This window comes from Nocardioides caricicola, from assembly GCF_039541135.1.
Lineage (GTDB): Bacteria > Actinomycetota > Actinomycetes > Propionibacteriales > Nocardioidaceae > Nocardioides > Nocardioides caricicola.
The window spans coordinates 276,088-293,535 of the sequence record NZ_BAABFQ010000006.1 but is presented as its reverse complement, the minus strand read 5'-3'; the positions used below and the strand labels follow the sequence as shown (position 1 = coordinate 293,535).

Sequence of the window (17,448 nt, the reverse complement as noted above, 5' to 3'; positions counted from 1 at the left end):
CGGTCAGCGTAGGGCCACCGGCCCCGGGTCGGGCAGCGTCGGCATCTCCATGCCGGCGTGGCGCCCGACCAGCACGGCCCGGGTGACCGAGGTCGAGCCGAACCGGTCGCGCACCCGGTCGAGAGCCGCGTCGAGACCGGTCTCGTGCGCGACGTCCGGCCACAGCGGCAGCTCGAGCTGCTGGGAGCGGCCGTCGGTCAGCCCGGAGATCGTGATGCCGAGCAGGGTGCAGCCGCGCTCCTCGATGAGCTCCCAGTTGTCGGCCAGCAGCCGGCGTCCGGTCTCGAGCCAGGTCGCCGTCGTCGCGGTCGAGTGCCGCAGCGTCGCGGACCGCGTCGCCCGGCTGAAGTCGTCGAAGCGCAGCCGCAGCGTGAACGTCTGGCCGATCCGCTCCCCTGCGCGCAGCCGGCGTGCGACCCGGTCGACCAGCGCGGCGAGCAGCGCGTCCAGCTCCTCACGAGACTTGGGCCGGCCCGCGCGGCCCATCGCGCTCTGCGAGCCGATCGAGCGGCGCCGCCGGCCGACCTCGACCGGCCTCGGGTCGAGCAGGTTCGCCAGCGCCCAGAGGTGCCGGCCCGCCGCCTTGCCCACGGTCGAGTGCAGCTCGCGCTCCTCGCGCCCGGCCAGCTCGCCGATGGTGCGGATCCCCTCGGCGTGCAGCTTGGCGGCGGTGATCGCGCCCACTCCCCAGAGCCGCTCGACCGGCAGCGGGTGGAGGAACTGCTCCTCCGAGTCCGGCGGGACCTGCAGCAGCCCGTCGGGCTTGCTCACCGCACTGGCGACCTTGGCGAGGTACTTGGTCCGGGCGATCCCGACCGAGATCGGCAGCCCGACCTCCTCGCGCACCCGCGTGCGCAGCGACGCCCCGATGTCCTCCGGCTCCCCGACCAGCCGGCGCAGGCCGGTCACGTCGAGGAACGCCTCGTCGATGGAGATGCCCTCGACCAGCGGGGTGGTGTCGTCGAAGATCTCGAAGACCTGCTTGCTCGCCTCGACGTACGCCGAGAACCGCGGCGGCACCACGATCGCGTCCGGGCAGAGCCGGGCCGCCTGGCGCCCGCCCATCGCGGACTTCACGCCGTAGGCCTTCGCCTCGTAGCTGGCCGCGAGGACCACGCCGCCGCCCACGATCACCGGCCGGCCGCGCAGCTGAGGGTCGTCGCGCTGCTCGACCGAGGCGAAGAACGAGTCGAGGTCGGCGTGCAGGATCACTTGCCCATGATCGAACATGTGTTCGATTATGGGCAAGTGTCCACGCTAGCGGTCGCCGTTCTTCTTGGTGAAGGTCACGGTGAACGAGTCGGACCCGGCCTTGACGTCCTCCGAGCCGAGGTAGCGGGCGGTGAAGCTCCGCTGGCCCCTGCCGAAGCCGCCGGCGACCCGGACCACGGCCACGCCGTCGACCAGCGTCGCCGCCCCGACCTGCTCGCCGCGGTACCCGACCACGACCCGACCGGTCGGCGTGACCGACCCCGCCCGGACCGCGATCCGCACCTTGAAGGCGTGGCCCTGCTTGACCTTCTTGGGCGTGGGCCGGGCCTCCACGGTGGAGTCGCGCAGCACCTTCGGCTCGACCACCAGGGTCACCTCGGTGCTCGACGAGCGGAGCCGGTCGGTGCCGGAGTACTCCACGGTCAGCACGTGCGACCCGGGGGCGAGGTCCGCCGGCAGGCGGACCGCCGCGGTCGACCCGGTCAGGGTGGCCGTGCCGAGCGTGGCCGTGCCCTCGCGCACCGTCACGGTGCCGGTCACGCGCACCCCGCGACCGTCGACCGTGACCGACACCGACCCCGCCGTACCCTCGGCCACCGGTGCGGCCGAGGCGGACACGACGGTCCGCCGTGACTCGACCGTGAGCGTGAGGGTCGTGCTGGCGGCCGACAACCGGCCGTTGCCGGAGTACACGACCCTCAGCTGGTGCACGCCGACCCCGAGGTCCGCGGGCAGCTGCACCGACGCCGCACCCCCGCTGAGCGTCCCGGTCCCGAGCGGGGTGCTGCCCTCCATCACCTCGACCGTTCCCGTCGCCGGCGTTCCACCGCCGTCGACCGTGACCGACACCGTCGCCCGGTCCCCGGTCTCGACCGGCCCGGCCGTCGCCTGGACCCGGGCGGTGGCCGGCAGCACGGTCACGACAGCGCTGGTCTCGGCCGGCCGCAGCGCGTCGTTGCCGGCGTAGGAGACCGTGACCTGGTGCCGGCCGGGTTCGAGACCCGCCGGCAGCCGGACCGACGCGACGCCGTCAACGGCCTCGCCCGTCCCGAGGACGGCAGCGCCCTCGGAGACCGTGACGGTGCCGTCGACCGCCTCGTCGCTGGCGATGCGGGCGGTGACCGTCGCCGGCGAGCCGTACGCCACCGTCACCGGATCCGCCGACACGGTGGTATCGACACGCCCGGTGCGGAAGACACTGGGCTGCGCCACCGCCGTGCCGCCGTCCGCGCTGCTGGCCGTGACGAACCACCCGTACGAGCGGCCCGGCCGGAGGCCGTCCCACGTGACCGAGGCGCTAGCCCCTGCCGTGACGACCTCGGTACCGAGCGCCTCGATCGGCACGAACGCCGCCAGCGACTCCGACGAGAACGACGTCGTCCGGCTGCTGAGGTCGACCGGCAGCACCATGTTGTCCTCCGCGCCGTTGTAGCGCGGCGTGGTCTGGCTGCCGTCGGCGCGGATGTCGTACGACGTCGCGCCGAACTCGTCGAGGAAGGGCGAGTAGGTGTCGACGCTCATCTCGCCGCGCTCGACGTCGATCTGCATCAGGCGCAGGAAGCTCGCGCCCAGCTGGAGCCGGTCGGTCGCCTTGTGGTCGACCGTGCCGTTGCCGTCGACGTCGACGTTGCCGCTGCCGTCGACCCGGTCGGGCCAGAGCTGGCCGGCCGAGACCGTGTAGAACTGGTAGTCCGCGAGCAGCTCGACCACGTTGTGGGCGACGGTGGCGCCGATCCTCGTCTTCAGGTTGGTCGCGACGCCGTGCTCGTGGCCGGCCAGGACCAGGAAGACGTTCGGGTTCGACTCGACGACCTGCTTGTAGAGCAGCGAGCCGTCCGGGTTGGAGAACGCCGCCCCGCGTCCGTCCTTGTTCTTCGACGGGACGAGGTAGTCGTGGGAGAGCAGGATCCCGTTGCGGTCGTGGAACCGGTCGAAGACCGAGTCCGCCCACCGCGCCTCGGCCGGCGAGACGCCGTACGAGAGGCCGACCGCGACGAAGTCGAGCCCGCCGGCCGAGAACAGCACGTAGTTGTTCTGGCTGTCCCGGCCGGGCGTGGTGACCGTGCCGTCCGGCGCGGTCTCCTCGTCCCAGGTGTGGTACTCCGCGCCGTCCGGCCACAGCCGGGAGGCCTGGTAGTAGCGCTCGGGGCTGAAGGTCTGGCTGAAGCGCGAGTCCGGACCGGTCTCGGAGCCCAGCTGGTTGTCGTGGTTGCCCGCGATCACCTGGTTGACGACACCGTGGGAGTCGAGGACGGCCTGGAAGCCCGAGGACACCTCCAGCTCCTTGCGCACCTGCTCGTCGAGTCCGGGCCGGAGCAGCTGGCCGTCGACGCCCGTGGCGAGGGGGTTGTGGTAGTCGTTCTCGATGATGTCGCCGGTGTGCGCGGTGTAGGCGATCTTGCGCTCCTCGGCGTTCTGCGCGACCCACTCCGTGGTGTTGCGGTACGCCGCCGCCCACAGCGCCTGCTCCTCCGACGCCTGCACGTCGGTGGGCTCGTCCCGGCCGTCCCAGTCGTTGTACGTGCCGCCGGCCGCGCCCTCGGAGAGGTACTGCGTGTCGGTGAAGTGGGCGATCGAGAAGTCGTAGTCCGACGGGTCCTCGAAGTGGTCCTTGTCGTCCTTCGCGGTCGCGTCGCGCGGTGCGAGGTCGTCGGCGAACGGGTCCTCGCCGGTGACCATCACGTGCACGGTGCCGCCGTCGCGGTAGGCGTCGCCGACCTGCGTCGTAAGCACCGTCGCTCCGTCGGCCGCACCGCGGGCGCTGGTGAGCACGACCCACTGCTGGCCGGCCGGCTGCCACACCCGCAGCGAGACCAGGCGCGCCGGGTCGACGACCCCCTCCCACCGCAGCGTGGGCCGCTGCTCCGACGCCGGGACGGTCAGGTCGTAGCGCTGGAACACCACGTCACCGCTGGAGGGCGTCTCGACGCTGCGGTCGTCCCCGGGCTGCAGCGCCCGCACCGCGACCACGGTCGTGTCCTGGCGGACGTCGAGCTGGGTCGGGACGGCGGTCGCCGTACCCTGGTAGGCCTCGGACGGGATGACGACGTCGGCCCGGGTGAAGGTCGCCTGGAGGTCGGTGCCGTCCTCGCCGGGGATGACGGCCGACAGCGTCGCGCTGTCACCGTCGACCGTCGAGGTCAGGTCGGTCGGGACATCGGGGATGCTCGCGCTGGTGAAGCGGACCTCCCGCGTCGCGCGGTTGCCGAGCGAGTCGACGGCGGTCACCGCGAGCACGTGGTCGCCCGCCGTGAGGCCGTGCCCGATCGTGGCCCCGAGCGCGACCGGTGCGCCGTCGAGGGTGATCACCGGCGTACCCGCGACGCCGGAGGCGTCGGCGAGCTGCACGTCGAGGGCGACGTTCGCCGTGAGGCGCTGGCCCGCCGCGGGGACGCTGGACGCGACCGTCGGTGCGCTGTTGTCCACCGAGAAGCGCCGGCTCGCGGTGTTGTCGCCAGCCGTGGCGGCCACGGTGTGCACGCCGTCCGCGATCGTGGTGGTGTCCACGTCGGCGCGCAGGCCGCGCGGCGACGCCGGGGAGCCGTCCGGGTCGGTGACCTCGAAGAGGATCTCCTTGCGCGTGGTGTTGTTGTAGCTGCTGCCGCAGGAGCCGTCGCCGATGAACACCGTGACCTGCGAGCCGGCCGGGTACGTCGAGGAGCCGATGGTCACGTTGGTCCCGGCGACGTGCCGGGTCAGCCGGGTGGCGAGGGCATCGGCCGGCGCGAGCTCGAAGTCGCGGAGCGTGAAGTCGTCGAGGTTGCCGTCGGGGCACGTGGGCGCGACCGTGGCCGGGTCGATGCCACCGACGAGCTCGATGACGTTGATGCCGGGCACGAGCCACTCGTTCGGGAACGAGAGGTCCGCGACCTCCTTCTCCCAGATGCCCATGTCCATCGGGATCCCGTTGATGACGACCTTGTTCAGGAAGCCGCTGTCGGCGCCGTTGCCGCCGACGAAGAACCGCAGGTGGGCGTTCTCGCCGCTGCCGAGCGTGTCGATGGTGCGGGTGGTCGGGGCGCCCTCGATGGTGAAGTGGAACTCCGCGTCCTTGACGGCGCCACACGTGCCGTCGCCGAGGGTGAAGGTGCCGGTCGTCGGCGTCTCGCTCCCGGCGCTGACCGTGTAGTGCGTGCCCTCCGCGACCGTGCCCTCGCCGCCGAGCGCCAGCGCCGGACCACTGACCTTGAAGTCGTCGTGGTTCGCGCACAGGCTGGCGCCGCTCCCGCTGTTGTAGTCACCCGTCACGAGGTCGACCTGGTTGTCCCCGAGGGCGAGGAACCGGTTCGGGACCTCGATCGAGACCAGCTCGGCGGCCGCGCCGTTGGCGGCTCCGTAGTCACCACCGATGTCGATGCGGTGGCCGTTGACCCGCAGGAAGTTGTGGTAGCGGGCCTCGAGCGAGTTGCCGGCCAGCACGGTGAAGGAGATCGTCGAGGTGCCCGCCGCCAGCGTCTCGGCGTTCTGCGCCGGCTCACCGTCCAGTGACAGTGCGTCGACGGCGCCGGCCGAGCCGACGGGGAGCGCGCCGATGACCGGCTGGGTGCCGCTGATCAACGCACCGTCGACCGGCGTGACGCGAGGCGACCCCGCGGGGGCGTTGTTGACCTCGACCGTGACGCTGGTCCGGGCGCCGGACTCGGCGGTGGCCGTGACCGTGTGGTCGCCGTTGCTGAGCGTCGTGGTGTCGAGGTCGGCGGCGAGGCCGCCGGTGCCGCGGTCGCCGGTGACCACGAACGTCAGGTCCTGCTTCAGCAGCTTCGTGCTGCTGCCGCAGGTGCCGTCGCCGAAGCTGTAGGAGAACAGGTTCTGCTCCCCGTCGGCGACCAGGCCCAGGAGGCTCAGCGACAGGCTGCTGAGCGAGAAGTCGTCGTGGTTCGGGCAGCGGCCGCCCTCCCCGTTCGGCAGCTGCTCGTAGCCGACGGCGGCCGTGTTGGTGGTGTCCACCCAGTTCGCGCCCGCGTGCACCGTGATCGTGTTCTCGCCGGCGTGCAGCCAGGCACCCGGGAAGGCGAGGTCGCCGCGCTCGCCGCCCGCGACGTCGGGGAAGTAGATCCGCTCCGCCTCCTCGGTGTGGCCGTTGACCGTGAGGTAGTTGTGGTACCGCTTCTCCGTCCCGTTGCCACCCATGTCGAACTCGAGGTGCGCGGTGCCGACGGTGCTCTCGGCGTCGGCGACCGAGGTGCCGTCGACGGCCAGGTCGACGACCGGGTCGTTCTCGACCGCGGCGTCGGCGACCAGGCGGACGGTGCCGTCGAGGGTGTCGCCGTCGGCGATGTTGAGCGTCGGCGCCGAGCCGGGCGCGGGCGCGGCGTACGCCGGTCCCAGCCCCGGTCCCGCGACCAGGGCCGCGGCGACCACGCCGGCGGCGACGGCCACCCGGCGTCGTCCGGCGAAGAGGTGGAGCGTCATCGTGCGTGTCTCCTTCAGGTGGTGGTGATGAGGCTGCCGACGGCGAGCGTCGTGAGCGCACCGCCGAGCAGCGTGATGCCGCCGGCGGCGAGGACGGGGGCCACCCGGGTGGCCAGGGTGAGCGCACGCCGCGACTCGGCGGCGCGGACGACGACGTTCTTGCCCGCGAGCGCGAGCAGGCCGACGGCGAAGAGCACGACGGCCATGCCGAGGCCGAAGCAGGCGACCAGGAGCAGCGCGAAGCCGGAACGACCGGCGAAGAGGCCGGTGACCAGCACCAGGAACGCCGAGGGGGACGGCGTGAGCCCACCGGAGATGCCGAGCAGGACCAGGCCGGGGCGGCTGGTCCCGTGCCCATGACCGTGCTCATGACCGTGCCCATGACCGTGCCCATGACCGTGCCCGTGCCCATGACCGTGGCCGTGGCCGCGGAGGTGGCGGCGGAGCAGCCAGACGCCGGTCGCGACCACGAGCAGGCCGGCGACCAGCTGGAGCCCGGTGGTCAGGGTCTGCAGCGCGACCACGTCGGACAGGGAGAGGAAGGTCCACGCCAGCGCGACGACGAGGACCGAGAACGTGTGCATGAGGGCGACCGAGCCGCCGAGCCAGGCGGCGTCGCGGACCCGGCCGCCCGCACCGATGAGGTACGCCGCGGCCAGGCTCTTGCCGTGGCCCGGACCGACGGCGTGGGCGGCGCCGGCGAGGAGCGCGACGGCGAACGCCACCGGAGTGAAGCCGGGCGAGCTGACCAGCTGCTCCATCTGGGTGCCCAGGGCGGTGGCGTCGACCACGTCAGGCCCGCCGTCCGCGCCGGCGGGACCAGAGCACGCCACCCAGCACGCTGGCCAGCGCGACAGCGCCGACGGTGCCGAGCTGAGCCGCGGCGCTGCGGCCGACCTCCGACGAGGCCGGCAGGGCGGCAGGGGTGCCGGGCTCGCCCGCGATCGCCCAGTCGTGGCTCGCCGTGGTCCGGTCGTAGACGGCGCGCTGGCCGCCGGGGCCGGTGGCGAGGGTGCGGTAGGCGGGGTGCAGGTCGAGCAGCGTGCGCACCTCGACCGTCGCGGTGTCGGCTCGCTCGCCACAGCCGAAGGTGAGGGTCGCGCCGTCGCCGAGCAGGTCGATCTCGGTGAGCGACCCCGGGCAGGCGGCCGTCCCGGCGGTGACCGCGATCCGATCGAGGAGGTAGTCCTCGAACGCGGGCGAGGCGGCCAGCGCCTCGGCGTCACCGTCCTCGTACCAGACCGCGCCGTCGAGCATCACGCGGCTGGCCGGCAGCGCGCCGAGCGACACCGCGAGCAGCGTCAGGTCGTCCGCGCCACCGGCGCGCCACCGGACCCGGACCTCCCCGCCCGCACCGCCGATCTCGACCGTCTGCGGGTCCCCGAAGGGATGCGCCACGGCCGGGCCCGGGGCGAGCACCGCGAGCGCCGCGACGAGCGCGGCCAGCACGAGTGTCGCCAGTCGTCGAGATCCGCGTCGTGCTGGCACGAGGCGAGACGGTCACGGACCCCCGCGAACGGCAGGGCCGCCCGGGCCGTCGCCGGGGCGACCGCCGGGTGAACAGATCGCTCAGTACGACTTGGGCAGCCCCAACGAGTGCATCGCGACGAAGTTCAGGATCATCTCCCGGCTGACCGGTGCGATCCGGCCGGCGCGGGTGGCGACCAGGAGGCCGGCCATGCCGTACTCCTGGGTGATCCCGTTGCCGCCGTGCGTCTGCACCGCACGGTCGACCACGTCGCAGGCTGCCTCGGCGGCGGCGTACTTCGCCATGTTCGCGGCCTCGCCGGCGCCCATGTCGTCGCCGGCGTCATAGAGCGCGGCGGCCTTCTGCGTCATCAGCCGTGCCATCTCGATCTCGATGTGTGACTGCGCGAGCGGGTGCGCGATGGCCTGGTGGGCGCCGATGGCGTCCTTGAAGACCGTGCGCTCCTTCGCGTACGCCGTGGCGCGCTCCAGCGCGTAGCGCGCCAGGCCGGTCGAGAAGCTGGCGGCCATGATCCGCTCGGGGTTCAGTCCCGCGAATAGCTGCACCAGGCCGCCGTCCTCATCACCGACGAGCGCCTCGGCGGGCAGCCGGACGTCGTCGAGGAACACCGTGAACTGCAGCTCGGGGCTGACGATCTCCATCGGGATCGGCTGCGCCTCGAGGCCGGCCGCGTCGGTCGGGACGACGAACAGCACCGGCTTCACCTTGCCGGTCCTCGCGTCCTCGGCGCGCGCCACGACGAGCACGTTGTCGGCCTCGTCGACGCCGGAGATGTAGATCTTGCGGCCGTTGAGCACCCACTCGTCGCCGTCACGGCGAGCGGTCGTGGTGATGTTGTGGGTGTTGGTGCCCGCGTCGGGCTCGGTGATCGCGAACGCCATCGTGCTGGTGCCGTCGCAGATGCCGGGCAGCCAGCGCTGCTTCTGCTCCTCGGTGCCATAGCGGCTGATGATCGTGCCGCAGATCGCCGGGCTGACGACCATGAGCAGCAGCGGGCAGCCCTGGGCGGACAGCTCCTCGCACACGGCCGCGATGTCGCCGATGCCGCCGCCACCGCCGCCGTACTCCTCGGGGATGTTGATGCCGAGGTAGCCGTTCTTGCCGATCTCGAGCCACAGCTCGGTGGTCTTCTCGCCGGACCGGGCCTTCTCGGTGAACCAGTCCCGGCCGTACTTCCCGGCCAGCTTGGCCACGGCCTTGCGCAGCTCCTGGCGCTCCTCGGACTCGCTGAACGCGACGGTCATCCCTCTTCCTCCACTACTGCGAGAACCTCACCGGCGGCGACCTGCGCACCGGCCTTGACGTCGATCTGGGTGACGACGCCGTCGGTCGGCGCCTTCACGGTGTGCTGCATCTTCATCGCCTCCAGCACCACGACCGGCTGCCCGGCGGACACCGTCTGGCCGGCCTCGACCGCGACGCTGACGACGGTGCCGGGCATCGGCGCCAGCAGGCTGCCGCTGGCGACCTGCTCGGCCGGGTCCACGAACCGCGGCACCCGGGTCAGCCGCACGTGCCCGCGCGCGCTGTCGACGTCGACGGCCAGGCCGTGCACCGCGACCGTGTACGTCGTGCGCACCCCGTCGGTCTCCAGCGTCACGCTGTCGGGCCCGGCGGCGACGACCGTGTGGCCGTCGACGGAGTAGGCGCCGTGCCACTCGACGGTGGCCTCCTCGAAGACCGTGCGCTGCGGCTGCGACACCACGTTGCGCCAGGCGACCGGGATCCCGCGCTGGACGGTCCGCGCCGCCTTGGCCTGCTCGGCCAGCGCGATCGCCGCGGCCACCGCCGGGGTCGTGATGTCCAGCGTGCGCTGGGGCGCACCCTCAGCATCACGACCCAGGAAGTCGGTGCTCACCTCACCGCGCAGGAAGGCTGGGTCCCGCAGGACCTGCACCAGCAGGTCCCGGTTGGTGACCAGGCCGTGGATCTTGGCGCGGCTCAGCACCGACGCCAGCTTGCGAGCAGCCGCTTCCCGGGTCGGAGCGTGCGCGATCACCTTGGCGAGCATCGCGTCGTAGTGCGTCGACACCGTGCTCCCGGTCTCGAAGCCGGCGTCCACCCGGATGCCGTTCTCGACCGGGATCTCGAACGTGGTCAGCGTGCCGCTCTGCGGTTGGTAGTCGTTCGCCGGGTCCTCGGCGTAGAGGCGGACCTCGATCGCGTGACCCCGAGGCGGGTCCGGCCAGCCCATCGTCCAGCTCGCCTGGGCAGCTGCGAGCTGCAGCTCCACCAGGTCGACGCCCTGGACCAGCTCGGTGACCGGGTGCTCGACCTGGAGCCGGGTGTTCATCTCCAGGAACCAGAACCGCTCGGTCGCCGGGTCGTAGAGGAACTCGACGGTGCCGGCGCCGCGATAGTCGATCGCCTCCGCGGCCTTGCGCGCGGCATCGTGCAGCGCGGCCCGCACCTCGTCTGAGAGCCCGGGCGCGGGCGCCTCCTCCACGACCTTCTGGTGCCGGCGCTGCAGGGAGCAGTCCCGGTCGCCGAACACGTTCGAGCCGACGACCTGCACCTCGACGTGCCGCCCCCGCTCGACGTACGGCTCGACGAACACGGTGCCGTCGCCGAACGCCGAGGCCGCCTCGGCCTGGGCCTTCTCGATCTCGGTCTGGAGCTCGGAGAGGGAGCGGACGACACGCATTCCGCGACCACCACCACCCGCGGACGCCTTCACCAGCAGGGGAAGGTCGGCCTCGGTGGGCTCGTCCGGCGCCTCGAGGATCGGGACGCCGGCCGCCTTCATGATCCGCTTGGCCTCGATCTTGGAGCCCATGGCCTCGATCGACTCGGGCGAGGGGCCGACCCAGGTCAGCCCGGCGTCGATGACCGCGCGGGCGAACGCGGCGTTCTCGGACAGGAACCCGTAGCCGGGGTGGATCGCGTCGGCTCCGGAGCGCCTGGCGGCGTCGAGGACGAGGTCGATCCGGAGGTAGGTCTCGGACGGCGCGTTGCCGGGCAGGTGCACGGCGTGGTCGGCCTCGCGGACGTACGGCAGGTGGGCGTCGGCGTCCGAGTGGATCGCGACGGTCTCGATGCCGAGCTCGCGGCAGGTCCGGAAGACCCGCGAGGCGATCTCGGCGCGGTTGGCGACGAGCAGTCGGTTGATCATGGGCGGAACACTCCGAACCGGTCGGTGCCGACGATCGGCTGGTTCTCGATGACGGACAGGCAGATGCCCAGGACGGTCCGGGTGTCGCGCGGGTCGATGACCCCGTCGTCGTACAGCATCCCGGAGAGGAAGTGCGGCATCGACTGCTCCTCGATCTGGGCCTCGACCAGCTCCTTGACGCCCTTGAAGCCCTCGGCGTCGAACGGCTGGCCCTTCGCCTCGGCCGACTGCTGGGCGACGATCTCGAGCACGCCCGCGAGCTGGGCCGGCCCCATCACGGCGGACTTGGCGGACGGCCAGGTGAAGAGGAAGCGCGGGTCGAAGGCACGGCCGTTCATGCCGTAGTTCCCGGCGCCGTACGACGCGCCCATGATCACGCTGAGGTGCGGGACCGTGGAGTTGCTGATCGCGTTGATCATCATCGCGCCGTGCTTGATGATGCCGCCCTGCTCGTACTCCTTGCCGACCATGTAGCCGGTCGTGTTGTGCAGGAACAGCAGCGGGGTGTCGGTCTGGTTCGCGAGCTGCACGAACTGCGTCGCCTTCTGCGCCTCGGCGCTGAACAGCACGCCCTGGGCGTTGGCGAGGATGCCGATCGAGCGGCCGTGCAGCTTGGCCCAGCCGGTCACCAGCGAGGTGCCGTAGAGAGGCTTGAACTCGTCGAAGACGACGGCGTTCGTGTCCGAGACGCCGTCGCAGATCCGGCGGATCACGTCACGCGGGTCGAACGGCTCCTTGAGGTCGCTCGGGATCAGGTCGAGCAGGCCGTCGGGGTCCTCGTCCGGCTCGGCCCAGGCGGTCGGCGGTGCGACCGCCTTGCGCCAGTTGAGCCGCGCCACGATGCGGCGGCCGATCCGGATCGCGTCGAGCTCGTCCTCGGCGAGATAGTCGGCCAGGCCGGACGTGCGCGCGTGCATCTCGGCGCCGCCGAGCGACTCGTCGTCGGACTCCTCGCCGGTCGCCATCTTCACCAGCGGCGGACCGCCGAGGAAGACCTTCGCCTGCTCCTTGACCATCACCGTGTAGTCGGACATGCCGGGCACGTACGCGCCGCCGGCGGTGGAGTTGCCGAACACCAGCGCGATCGTCGGCTCCTTGCGGGCGCTGGCGCGGGTGATGTCGCGGAACAGCTTGCCGCCCGGGATGAAGATCTCCTTCTGGGTCGGCAGGTCCGCGCCGCCGGACTCGACGAGCGAGACCGTGGGCAGCCCGTTCTCCTCGGCGATCTGCGAGGCCCGGAAGATCTTCTTGACCGTCCAGGGGTTCGAGGCACCGCCCTTCACGGTCGGGTCGTTCGCGGTGATCATGCACTCGACGCCCTCGATGACACCGATGCCGGTGACCACCGAGGCGCCGACCGGGAACTCCGAGCCCCAGCCGGCCAGCGGCGACAGCTCCAGGAACGCCGAGCCCTCGTCGACCAGCAGCTCGATCCGCTCCCGAGGGAGCAGCTTGCCGCGCGCGTGATGGCGCCCGACGTACTTCTCCCCGCCGCCGGCGACCGCCTTGGCGTGCTCGGTGTCGAGGGCGGCGAGCTTCTCCAGCATTGCCTCGCGGTTGCTCACTGCTCGACCACCTCCTTCATCCGTTCGAGGGTGGTGCGCATGCCCTTCTCGTTGGTGCGGCCGCGGAGCTTGCCGAGCAGCAGCCAGTAGGCGCGCAGGTAGAGCTTCGGCTCGAGCCGGTAGTACTCCGTGACCAGCGAGCCGTCGCCGTCGGGCGCGATCCGGTAGCCCCAGTTGTTGATCGGCACCTCCTCGGTCCCGACCGTGAACTCGAACACCTCGTTCGGCACGCACTTGGTGACCCGGCAGGGCGTCCAGTACGTCGGACCGACGCCGTTCCGCTTCACGTGGCCCTTGAAGTACGCGCCCTCCTCCGGGCCGGTCGAGCCGCGGGTCCACCGCGCCTCGAACGTCTCGGGCGAGAACTCCCCGATCCGGGTCACGTCGGACACGAGCGCCCAGACCTTCTCCGGCGGCGCTGCCATGCGGACCGTCACTTCACCGTTCATGCGTACCCCAAGAGCTTGGCGGCGAGGTCGGCCAGCACTTCGCTGGCGCCTCCACCGATCGGAAGGATCCGGGCGTCGCGGTAGTGCCGCTCCACCTCGGTGCCGTGCATGTACCCCGCCCCGCCGTGCAGCTGGACGGCCTGGTCGCAGACGTACGTCGCGCAGTCCACCGCCGTCTGCTTCGCCAAGCAGGCCTCGGCGATCACGTTCTCTCCCGCGACGTGGCGACGGCCGACCTCGCGCGTGTAGGTGCGCGCGACCTCGACCTGCCGGTGCATCTCGACGAGCTTGTGCCGCACCACCTGGCGCGAGACGAGCGGCTTGCCGAACGTCTCACGGTCGCGGCAGTACGCCGCGGTCAGCGCCAGCGACCGCGCCGCGATGCCGTAGGCGTGCACGGCCAGCGCGATCCGCTCGACCACGAACTGCTCGGCGATCTGGAGGAACCCGGAGTTCTCCTCGCCCACCAGGTTCGACACCGGCACCCGCGCGTCGACGAACGACAGCTCGGCGGTGTCGGAGCAGTGCCAGCCCATCTTCCGCAGCGACCGGTCGATCGTGAAGCCGGGCGTGCCCTTCTCGATCACCAGGAGGCTGACGCCGCCGGCGCCCGGGCCGGCGGTGCGCACGGCGGTCGTCACGAAGTCCGCGCGCACGCCACTGGTGATGAACGTCTTGGCACCGTTGACGACGTACTCGTCACCATCGCGTACGGCGGTCGTGCGGATCCCACCGACGTCCGAACCACCGCCGGGCTCGGTGATGCCGAGCGCGCCGATGGTCTCGCCGGCCAGTGTCGGCCGCACGAACCGGTCGACGAGGTCCGGCGAGCCGTGCGCGGCCAGGTGCGGCAGCGCGATGCCGCCGGTGAACAGGCCGGCCATCAGCCCGCTGGACGCACCCGCCTCGAACATGCCCTCCTGCAGGTCGATCGTGTCGACGAGGTCACCGCCCTGACCGCCCACGGCCTCCGGGAAGGACACCCCGAGCAGTCCCTGCTTGGCGGCAGCAAGGTGCAGCGCGCGGGGGATCTCACCGGCGTCCTCCCACTCCTGCAGGTGGTCGACGACCTCACGGCGCGTGAACTCCGCGCCGAGGTCTCGCAGGTCACTCACAACAGCCCCTCCTCGATGTGCACCATCCGCGACCGCACCCACTCGCCGAGCCCCTTGGCCTGCGGGTCGAAACGGGTCGAGGCGGCGACCCCGTCGCCGAGCAGCCCGCGGATCAGGACGTTGACCGCGCCGAGGTTCGGCAGCACGTAGACCTCGACGTCGAGGTCGGCGGCCTCCAGCACCAGCTCGCGGACCTTGCGCGGCGTGATCAGCTTCTGCAGCCAGGTGACGCGGGCGTCGTACTTCTCGGAGCCGTCGTGCACGACCCAGAGCCCGAGGTTCGCGTCGCCGCCCTTGTCACCGGAGCGGGCGTGCACGAACGTCCCGAGCGGCGCGCGCCGGGTGCGCGAGTCGGCGGGTGCCGGGAACGGGGACGGCCGCACCCCGTGGTCACCGCTGATCTCCGCGAACTCCGTCGGGTCCGCGATCACCTCGCGGCGCCCGTCGTGGTGCACCACGGTATGGGTCACCGACGAGCGGTCGACGTACTCGGGCCGGTAGACGCCGTACGGCGTCGGCGCCGCGGGTGGGGCGGTCATCGTGAAGCCGGGGTACGACGCGAGCGCGAGCTCGACGGCCGGGCCGGTGAACGCGCGGCCGACCGGCCCCGCCTCGGCGTCCTTGACCGTGCAGCGCAGCAGGCAGGACGCGCCCTCCTCGGTGTCGGCGTCCGGGGTCGGGACCGACCCGAGCGTCCAGGCGACCTCGCTGGCGGTCAGCCGCGGGCCGAGCTGCTCGCGGACCCAGTCCGCCTTGGCCTCGATGTCGAGGCCGGTCAGCACGAACTCCGCGGTGTTGCGCCAGCCCCCGAGCTCGTTGACGCAGACCTTCAGCCGCGCCGGCGGGGCCTCCCCCCGCACGCCGCTGATCCGGACGCGGTCGTGGCCGGCGTCGCCCAGCTCGATCGAGTCGAGGTGCGTGATGACGTCCGGGTTGAGGTAGCGCGTGGACTGGATCTCGTAGAGCAGCTGCGCGGTGACGGTGTCGACGGTGACCGCGCCGCCGGTGCCGGCGTGCTTGGTGATCACGCTCGACCCGTCGGCCGCGATCTCGGCGAGCGGGAACCCGAGCGGCTTGCCGTCGTGGGGCAGCGAGCGGAACCCGCTGAAGTTGCCACCGGTGGCCTGGGTCCCGCACTCGAGCACGTGCCCGGCGACGACGGCGCCCGCGAGCTCGTCGTACGACGTCGGCGTCCAGCCGTGGTGCGCGACGGCCGGCCCGACCACGAGGCTGGCGTCGGTGACCCGTCCGGTGACCACGATGTCGGCGCCGGCGCGCAGGGCGGCGGCGATGCCGAAGCCGCCGAGGTAGGCGTTCGCGGTCAGCGCGTTCGTGAAGCCGAGGCTCCGGACGTCGTCGCCCTCGACGTGCGCGACGTTCACGTCGAGGCCGAGCCCGGAGGCGACCTCGCGGATCCGGTCGGCCAGGCCGGCCGGGTTGAGGCCGCCGGCGTTGCTGACGATCTTCACGCCGTTCTCGAGCGCCAGGCCCACGCAGTCCTCGAGCTGCCGGAGATGCGTCTTGGCGTACCCCAGCGACGGGTCCTTCATCGTGTCCTTGCCGAGGATGAGCATGGTCAGCTCGGCGAGGTAGTCACCGGTCAGGTAGTCGAGCGGGCCGGCCTCCAGCATCTCCCGCATCGCGGAGAGCCGGTCGCCGTAGAAGCCCGAGCAGTTCCCGATCCTCACTTCTTGGACCGCCCTTCACCCGGAGGGCCGGCGAACGCCTGCGCGATCGTCAGCCACTTCTCGGCGTCCGGGCCGACGGCCACCAGGTCGGTGTCGTCGCGGTGCACCCGCTGGGTGACGAGCAGGCAGAAGTCGCACGCCGAACCGCGCACCGACTGGGCCGCGTCCTCGGGACCCCACGTCCAGGTCTCCCCGGACGGCGCGACCAGCTCGATGCGGAACTCGTCCGCGGGCGCGTCCAGGCCGTGCACGGAGAACGCGAAGCCGCGAGTGCGCACCCCGAGGTGCGCGACGTGGCGGACCCGGTCGGTGGGCTCGTAGGCGACCCCGAGCGCCTCATACACGTCGAGCGCGTGGGCCCAGGTCTCCATGAAGCGGGCGGTCGCCATCGACGCGGCCGACATCGGCGGACCGAACCACGGCATCTTCTGCCCCTCGGGCAGCTCCCGCAGCGCAGTGCGCAGGCCGTCGCGGGCCGCGCCCCACCGGGCCAGCAGCGCCGCGGGCGCGAGGCGCGCGACCTCGTGGGCCTGGGCGTCGACGTACCCCGTCGGGTCGGCCATCGCGTCGAGGACGATCGCGTCCCACCGGTCCTTGTCGGTGGCCGCGACCGCCGCGACCTCGTCGGTCCAGAGCAGGTGCGCGACCTGGGTCGCGACGGTCCAGCCGGCCGCCGGGGTCGGGGTCGCCCAGCCGTCGGCGTCGAGGCCGGCGACGGCGGCCCAGAGTCGGTCGCCCTCGGCGGTGAGGTCCGCGAGGAGGTCGTCGAGCAGTGCCATCAGATCTCCCTGTCCAGCATGTCGTCCAGCACGTCGGCCCAGCGGTCGAGGATGCGCTCGCGGCGCTTCGCGTCGTCGGTGATGGTGTTGGCGAGGCCGAGACCGCGCACCAGGTCGAGCGTGGCCTGCACCAGCTCGCGGGCGCCGGGCTTCGTCTCGTCGACGCCGAGCAGCTCGACGGTCATCCGGTGCGTCTCCCGGCCGACCCGCAGCTCCAAGGGCGAGACGGCGGCGAGCAGGGTCTCGTCCGTGCGGGCCGCGACCCAGAGCTCGAGCGCGGCGCTGAACACCGGTTCGGTGAAGTGGTCGGCGAGCATCTGCAGCACCGCCCGGGTGTGCTTCTCACCCCTCGGCAGCTTGGCCGCCGCCTCGGCGAGCTCGCGACCGCGCTTCTCCGTGAGGTGCTCGACGGCCGCGACGACCAGGTCGTTCTTGGTCGGGAAGTGGTGCAGCTGGGCGCCCCGGCTCACGCCGGCGCGCTCGGACACCAGCGTCGTCGACGTCCCGGCGAACCCGCGCTCGACCAGGCAGTCGACGGTCGCCTCCAGCAGCCGCGCCCGCATCACGCGGGTGCGCTCCTCCTGTGGGACGCGGGTGCTGGTCGTCACCGCGCCAGCATCGCCGACC

The 17,448-nt window shown here is 72.2% G+C and carries 12 protein-coding genes; all 12 read right to left on the bottom strand.

Annotated elements, in window-relative coordinates; all coding sequences use genetic code 11:
* Positions 1–3 precede the first annotated feature (3 nt).
* The 12 genes from dinB to ABD875_RS12665 all read right to left on the bottom strand — a co-directional run bounded on the left by dinB (position 4) and on the right by ABD875_RS12665 (position 17,429).
* Positions 4–1,212, bottom strand: a complete 1,209-nt coding sequence (gene dinB / locus ABD875_RS12720) for a DNA polymerase IV (protein WP_345177241.1) — start codon at positions 1,210–1,212, stop codon at positions 4–6.
* Between the two features lie 45 nt (positions 1,213–1,257).
* Positions 1,258–6,624, bottom strand: coding sequence for an Ig-like domain repeat protein (locus ABD875_RS12715; RefSeq protein WP_345177239.1), 5,367 nt, complete (start codon positions 6,622–6,624; stop codon positions 1,258–1,260).
* A 14-nt stretch (positions 6,625–6,638) separates the two neighbouring features.
* Positions 6,639–7,415 carry a cobalt transporter gene (locus ABD875_RS12710; protein WP_345177237.1) on the bottom strand — a complete coding sequence of 259 codons (777 nt, stop codon included), beginning with the start codon at positions 7,413–7,415 and terminating at the stop codon, positions 6,639–6,641.
* Position 7,416: 1 nt separating this feature from the next.
* The gene (locus ABD875_RS12705) at positions 7,417–8,112 is read right to left on the bottom strand and encodes a hypothetical protein (protein ID WP_345177233.1); all 696 of its coding nucleotides are present in this window, start codon (positions 8,110–8,112) and stop codon (positions 7,417–7,419) included.
* A gap of 81 nt (positions 8,113–8,193) precedes the next feature.
* Positions 8,194–9,357 carry an acyl-CoA dehydrogenase family protein gene (locus ABD875_RS12700; protein ID WP_345177230.1) on the bottom strand — a complete coding sequence of 388 codons (1,164 nt, stop codon included), beginning with the start codon at positions 9,355–9,357 and terminating at the stop codon, positions 8,194–8,196.
* Entirely contained in the window at positions 9,354–11,225 is a 1,872-nt protein-coding gene (locus ABD875_RS12695) for an ATP-binding protein (RefSeq protein ID WP_345177227.1), read from the bottom strand. Before ABD875_RS12695 ends, ABD875_RS12700 begins: the two co-directional genes overlap by 4 nt.
* Positions 11,222–12,772: an acyl-CoA carboxylase subunit beta gene (locus ABD875_RS12690; RefSeq protein ID WP_345177993.1), complete on the bottom strand. Its 1,551-nt coding sequence runs from the start codon at positions 12,770–12,772 to the stop codon at positions 11,222–11,224. The genes ABD875_RS12695 and ABD875_RS12690 overlap by 4 nt, the downstream gene beginning before the upstream one ends.
* 14 nt (positions 12,773–12,786) lie before the next feature.
* A complete protein-coding gene (locus tag ABD875_RS12685; RefSeq protein WP_345177222.1) occupies positions 12,787–13,239 on the bottom strand; it encodes an SRPBCC family protein in 453 nt (150 codons plus the stop codon).
* On the bottom strand, positions 13,236–14,354 hold the full coding sequence (locus ABD875_RS12680; RefSeq protein ID WP_345177219.1) for an acyl-CoA dehydrogenase family protein: 1,119 nt from the start codon (positions 14,352–14,354) through the stop codon (positions 13,236–13,238). Before ABD875_RS12680 ends, ABD875_RS12685 begins: the two co-directional genes overlap by 4 nt.
* Positions 14,351–16,042, bottom strand: a complete 1,692-nt coding sequence (locus ABD875_RS12675; protein ID WP_345177215.1) for an acyclic terpene utilization AtuA family protein — start codon at positions 16,040–16,042, stop codon at positions 14,351–14,353. Before ABD875_RS12675 ends, ABD875_RS12680 begins: the two co-directional genes overlap by 4 nt.
* The gene (locus tag ABD875_RS12670) at positions 16,039–16,821 is read right to left on the bottom strand and encodes a TIGR03084 family metal-binding protein (protein ID WP_345177210.1); all 783 of its coding nucleotides are present in this window, start codon (positions 16,819–16,821) and stop codon (positions 16,039–16,041) included. Before ABD875_RS12670 ends, ABD875_RS12675 begins: the two co-directional genes overlap by 4 nt.
* A complete protein-coding gene (locus ABD875_RS12665; RefSeq protein WP_345177206.1) occupies positions 16,821–17,429 on the bottom strand; it encodes a TetR/AcrR family transcriptional regulator in 609 nt (202 codons plus the stop codon). Before ABD875_RS12665 ends, ABD875_RS12670 begins: the two co-directional genes overlap by 1 nt.
* Positions 17,430–17,448: the final 19 nt, after the last annotated feature.

Coding starts and splice junctions, on each gene's coding strand:
- ABD875_RS12685 (WP_345177222.1), bottom strand. CDS start 13,239: ATGAACGGTGAAGTGACGGTCCGCATGGCAGCGCCGCCGGAGAAGGTC.
- ABD875_RS12690 (WP_345177993.1), bottom strand. CDS start 12,772: ATGCTGGAGAAGCTCGCCGCCCTCGACACCGAGCACGCCAAGGCGGTC.
- ABD875_RS12715 (WP_345177239.1), bottom strand. CDS start 6,624: ATGACGCTCCACCTCTTCGCCGGACGACGCCGGGTGGCCGTCGCCGCC.
- ABD875_RS12695 (WP_345177227.1), bottom strand. CDS start 11,225: ATGATCAACCGACTGCTCGTCGCCAACCGCGCCGAGATCGCCTCGCGG.
- ABD875_RS12670 (WP_345177210.1), bottom strand. CDS start 16,821: ATGGCACTGCTCGACGACCTCCTCGCGGACCTCACCGCCGAGGGCGAC.
- ABD875_RS12700 (WP_345177230.1), bottom strand. CDS start 9,357: ATGACCGTCGCGTTCAGCGAGTCCGAGGAGCGCCAGGAGCTGCGCAAG.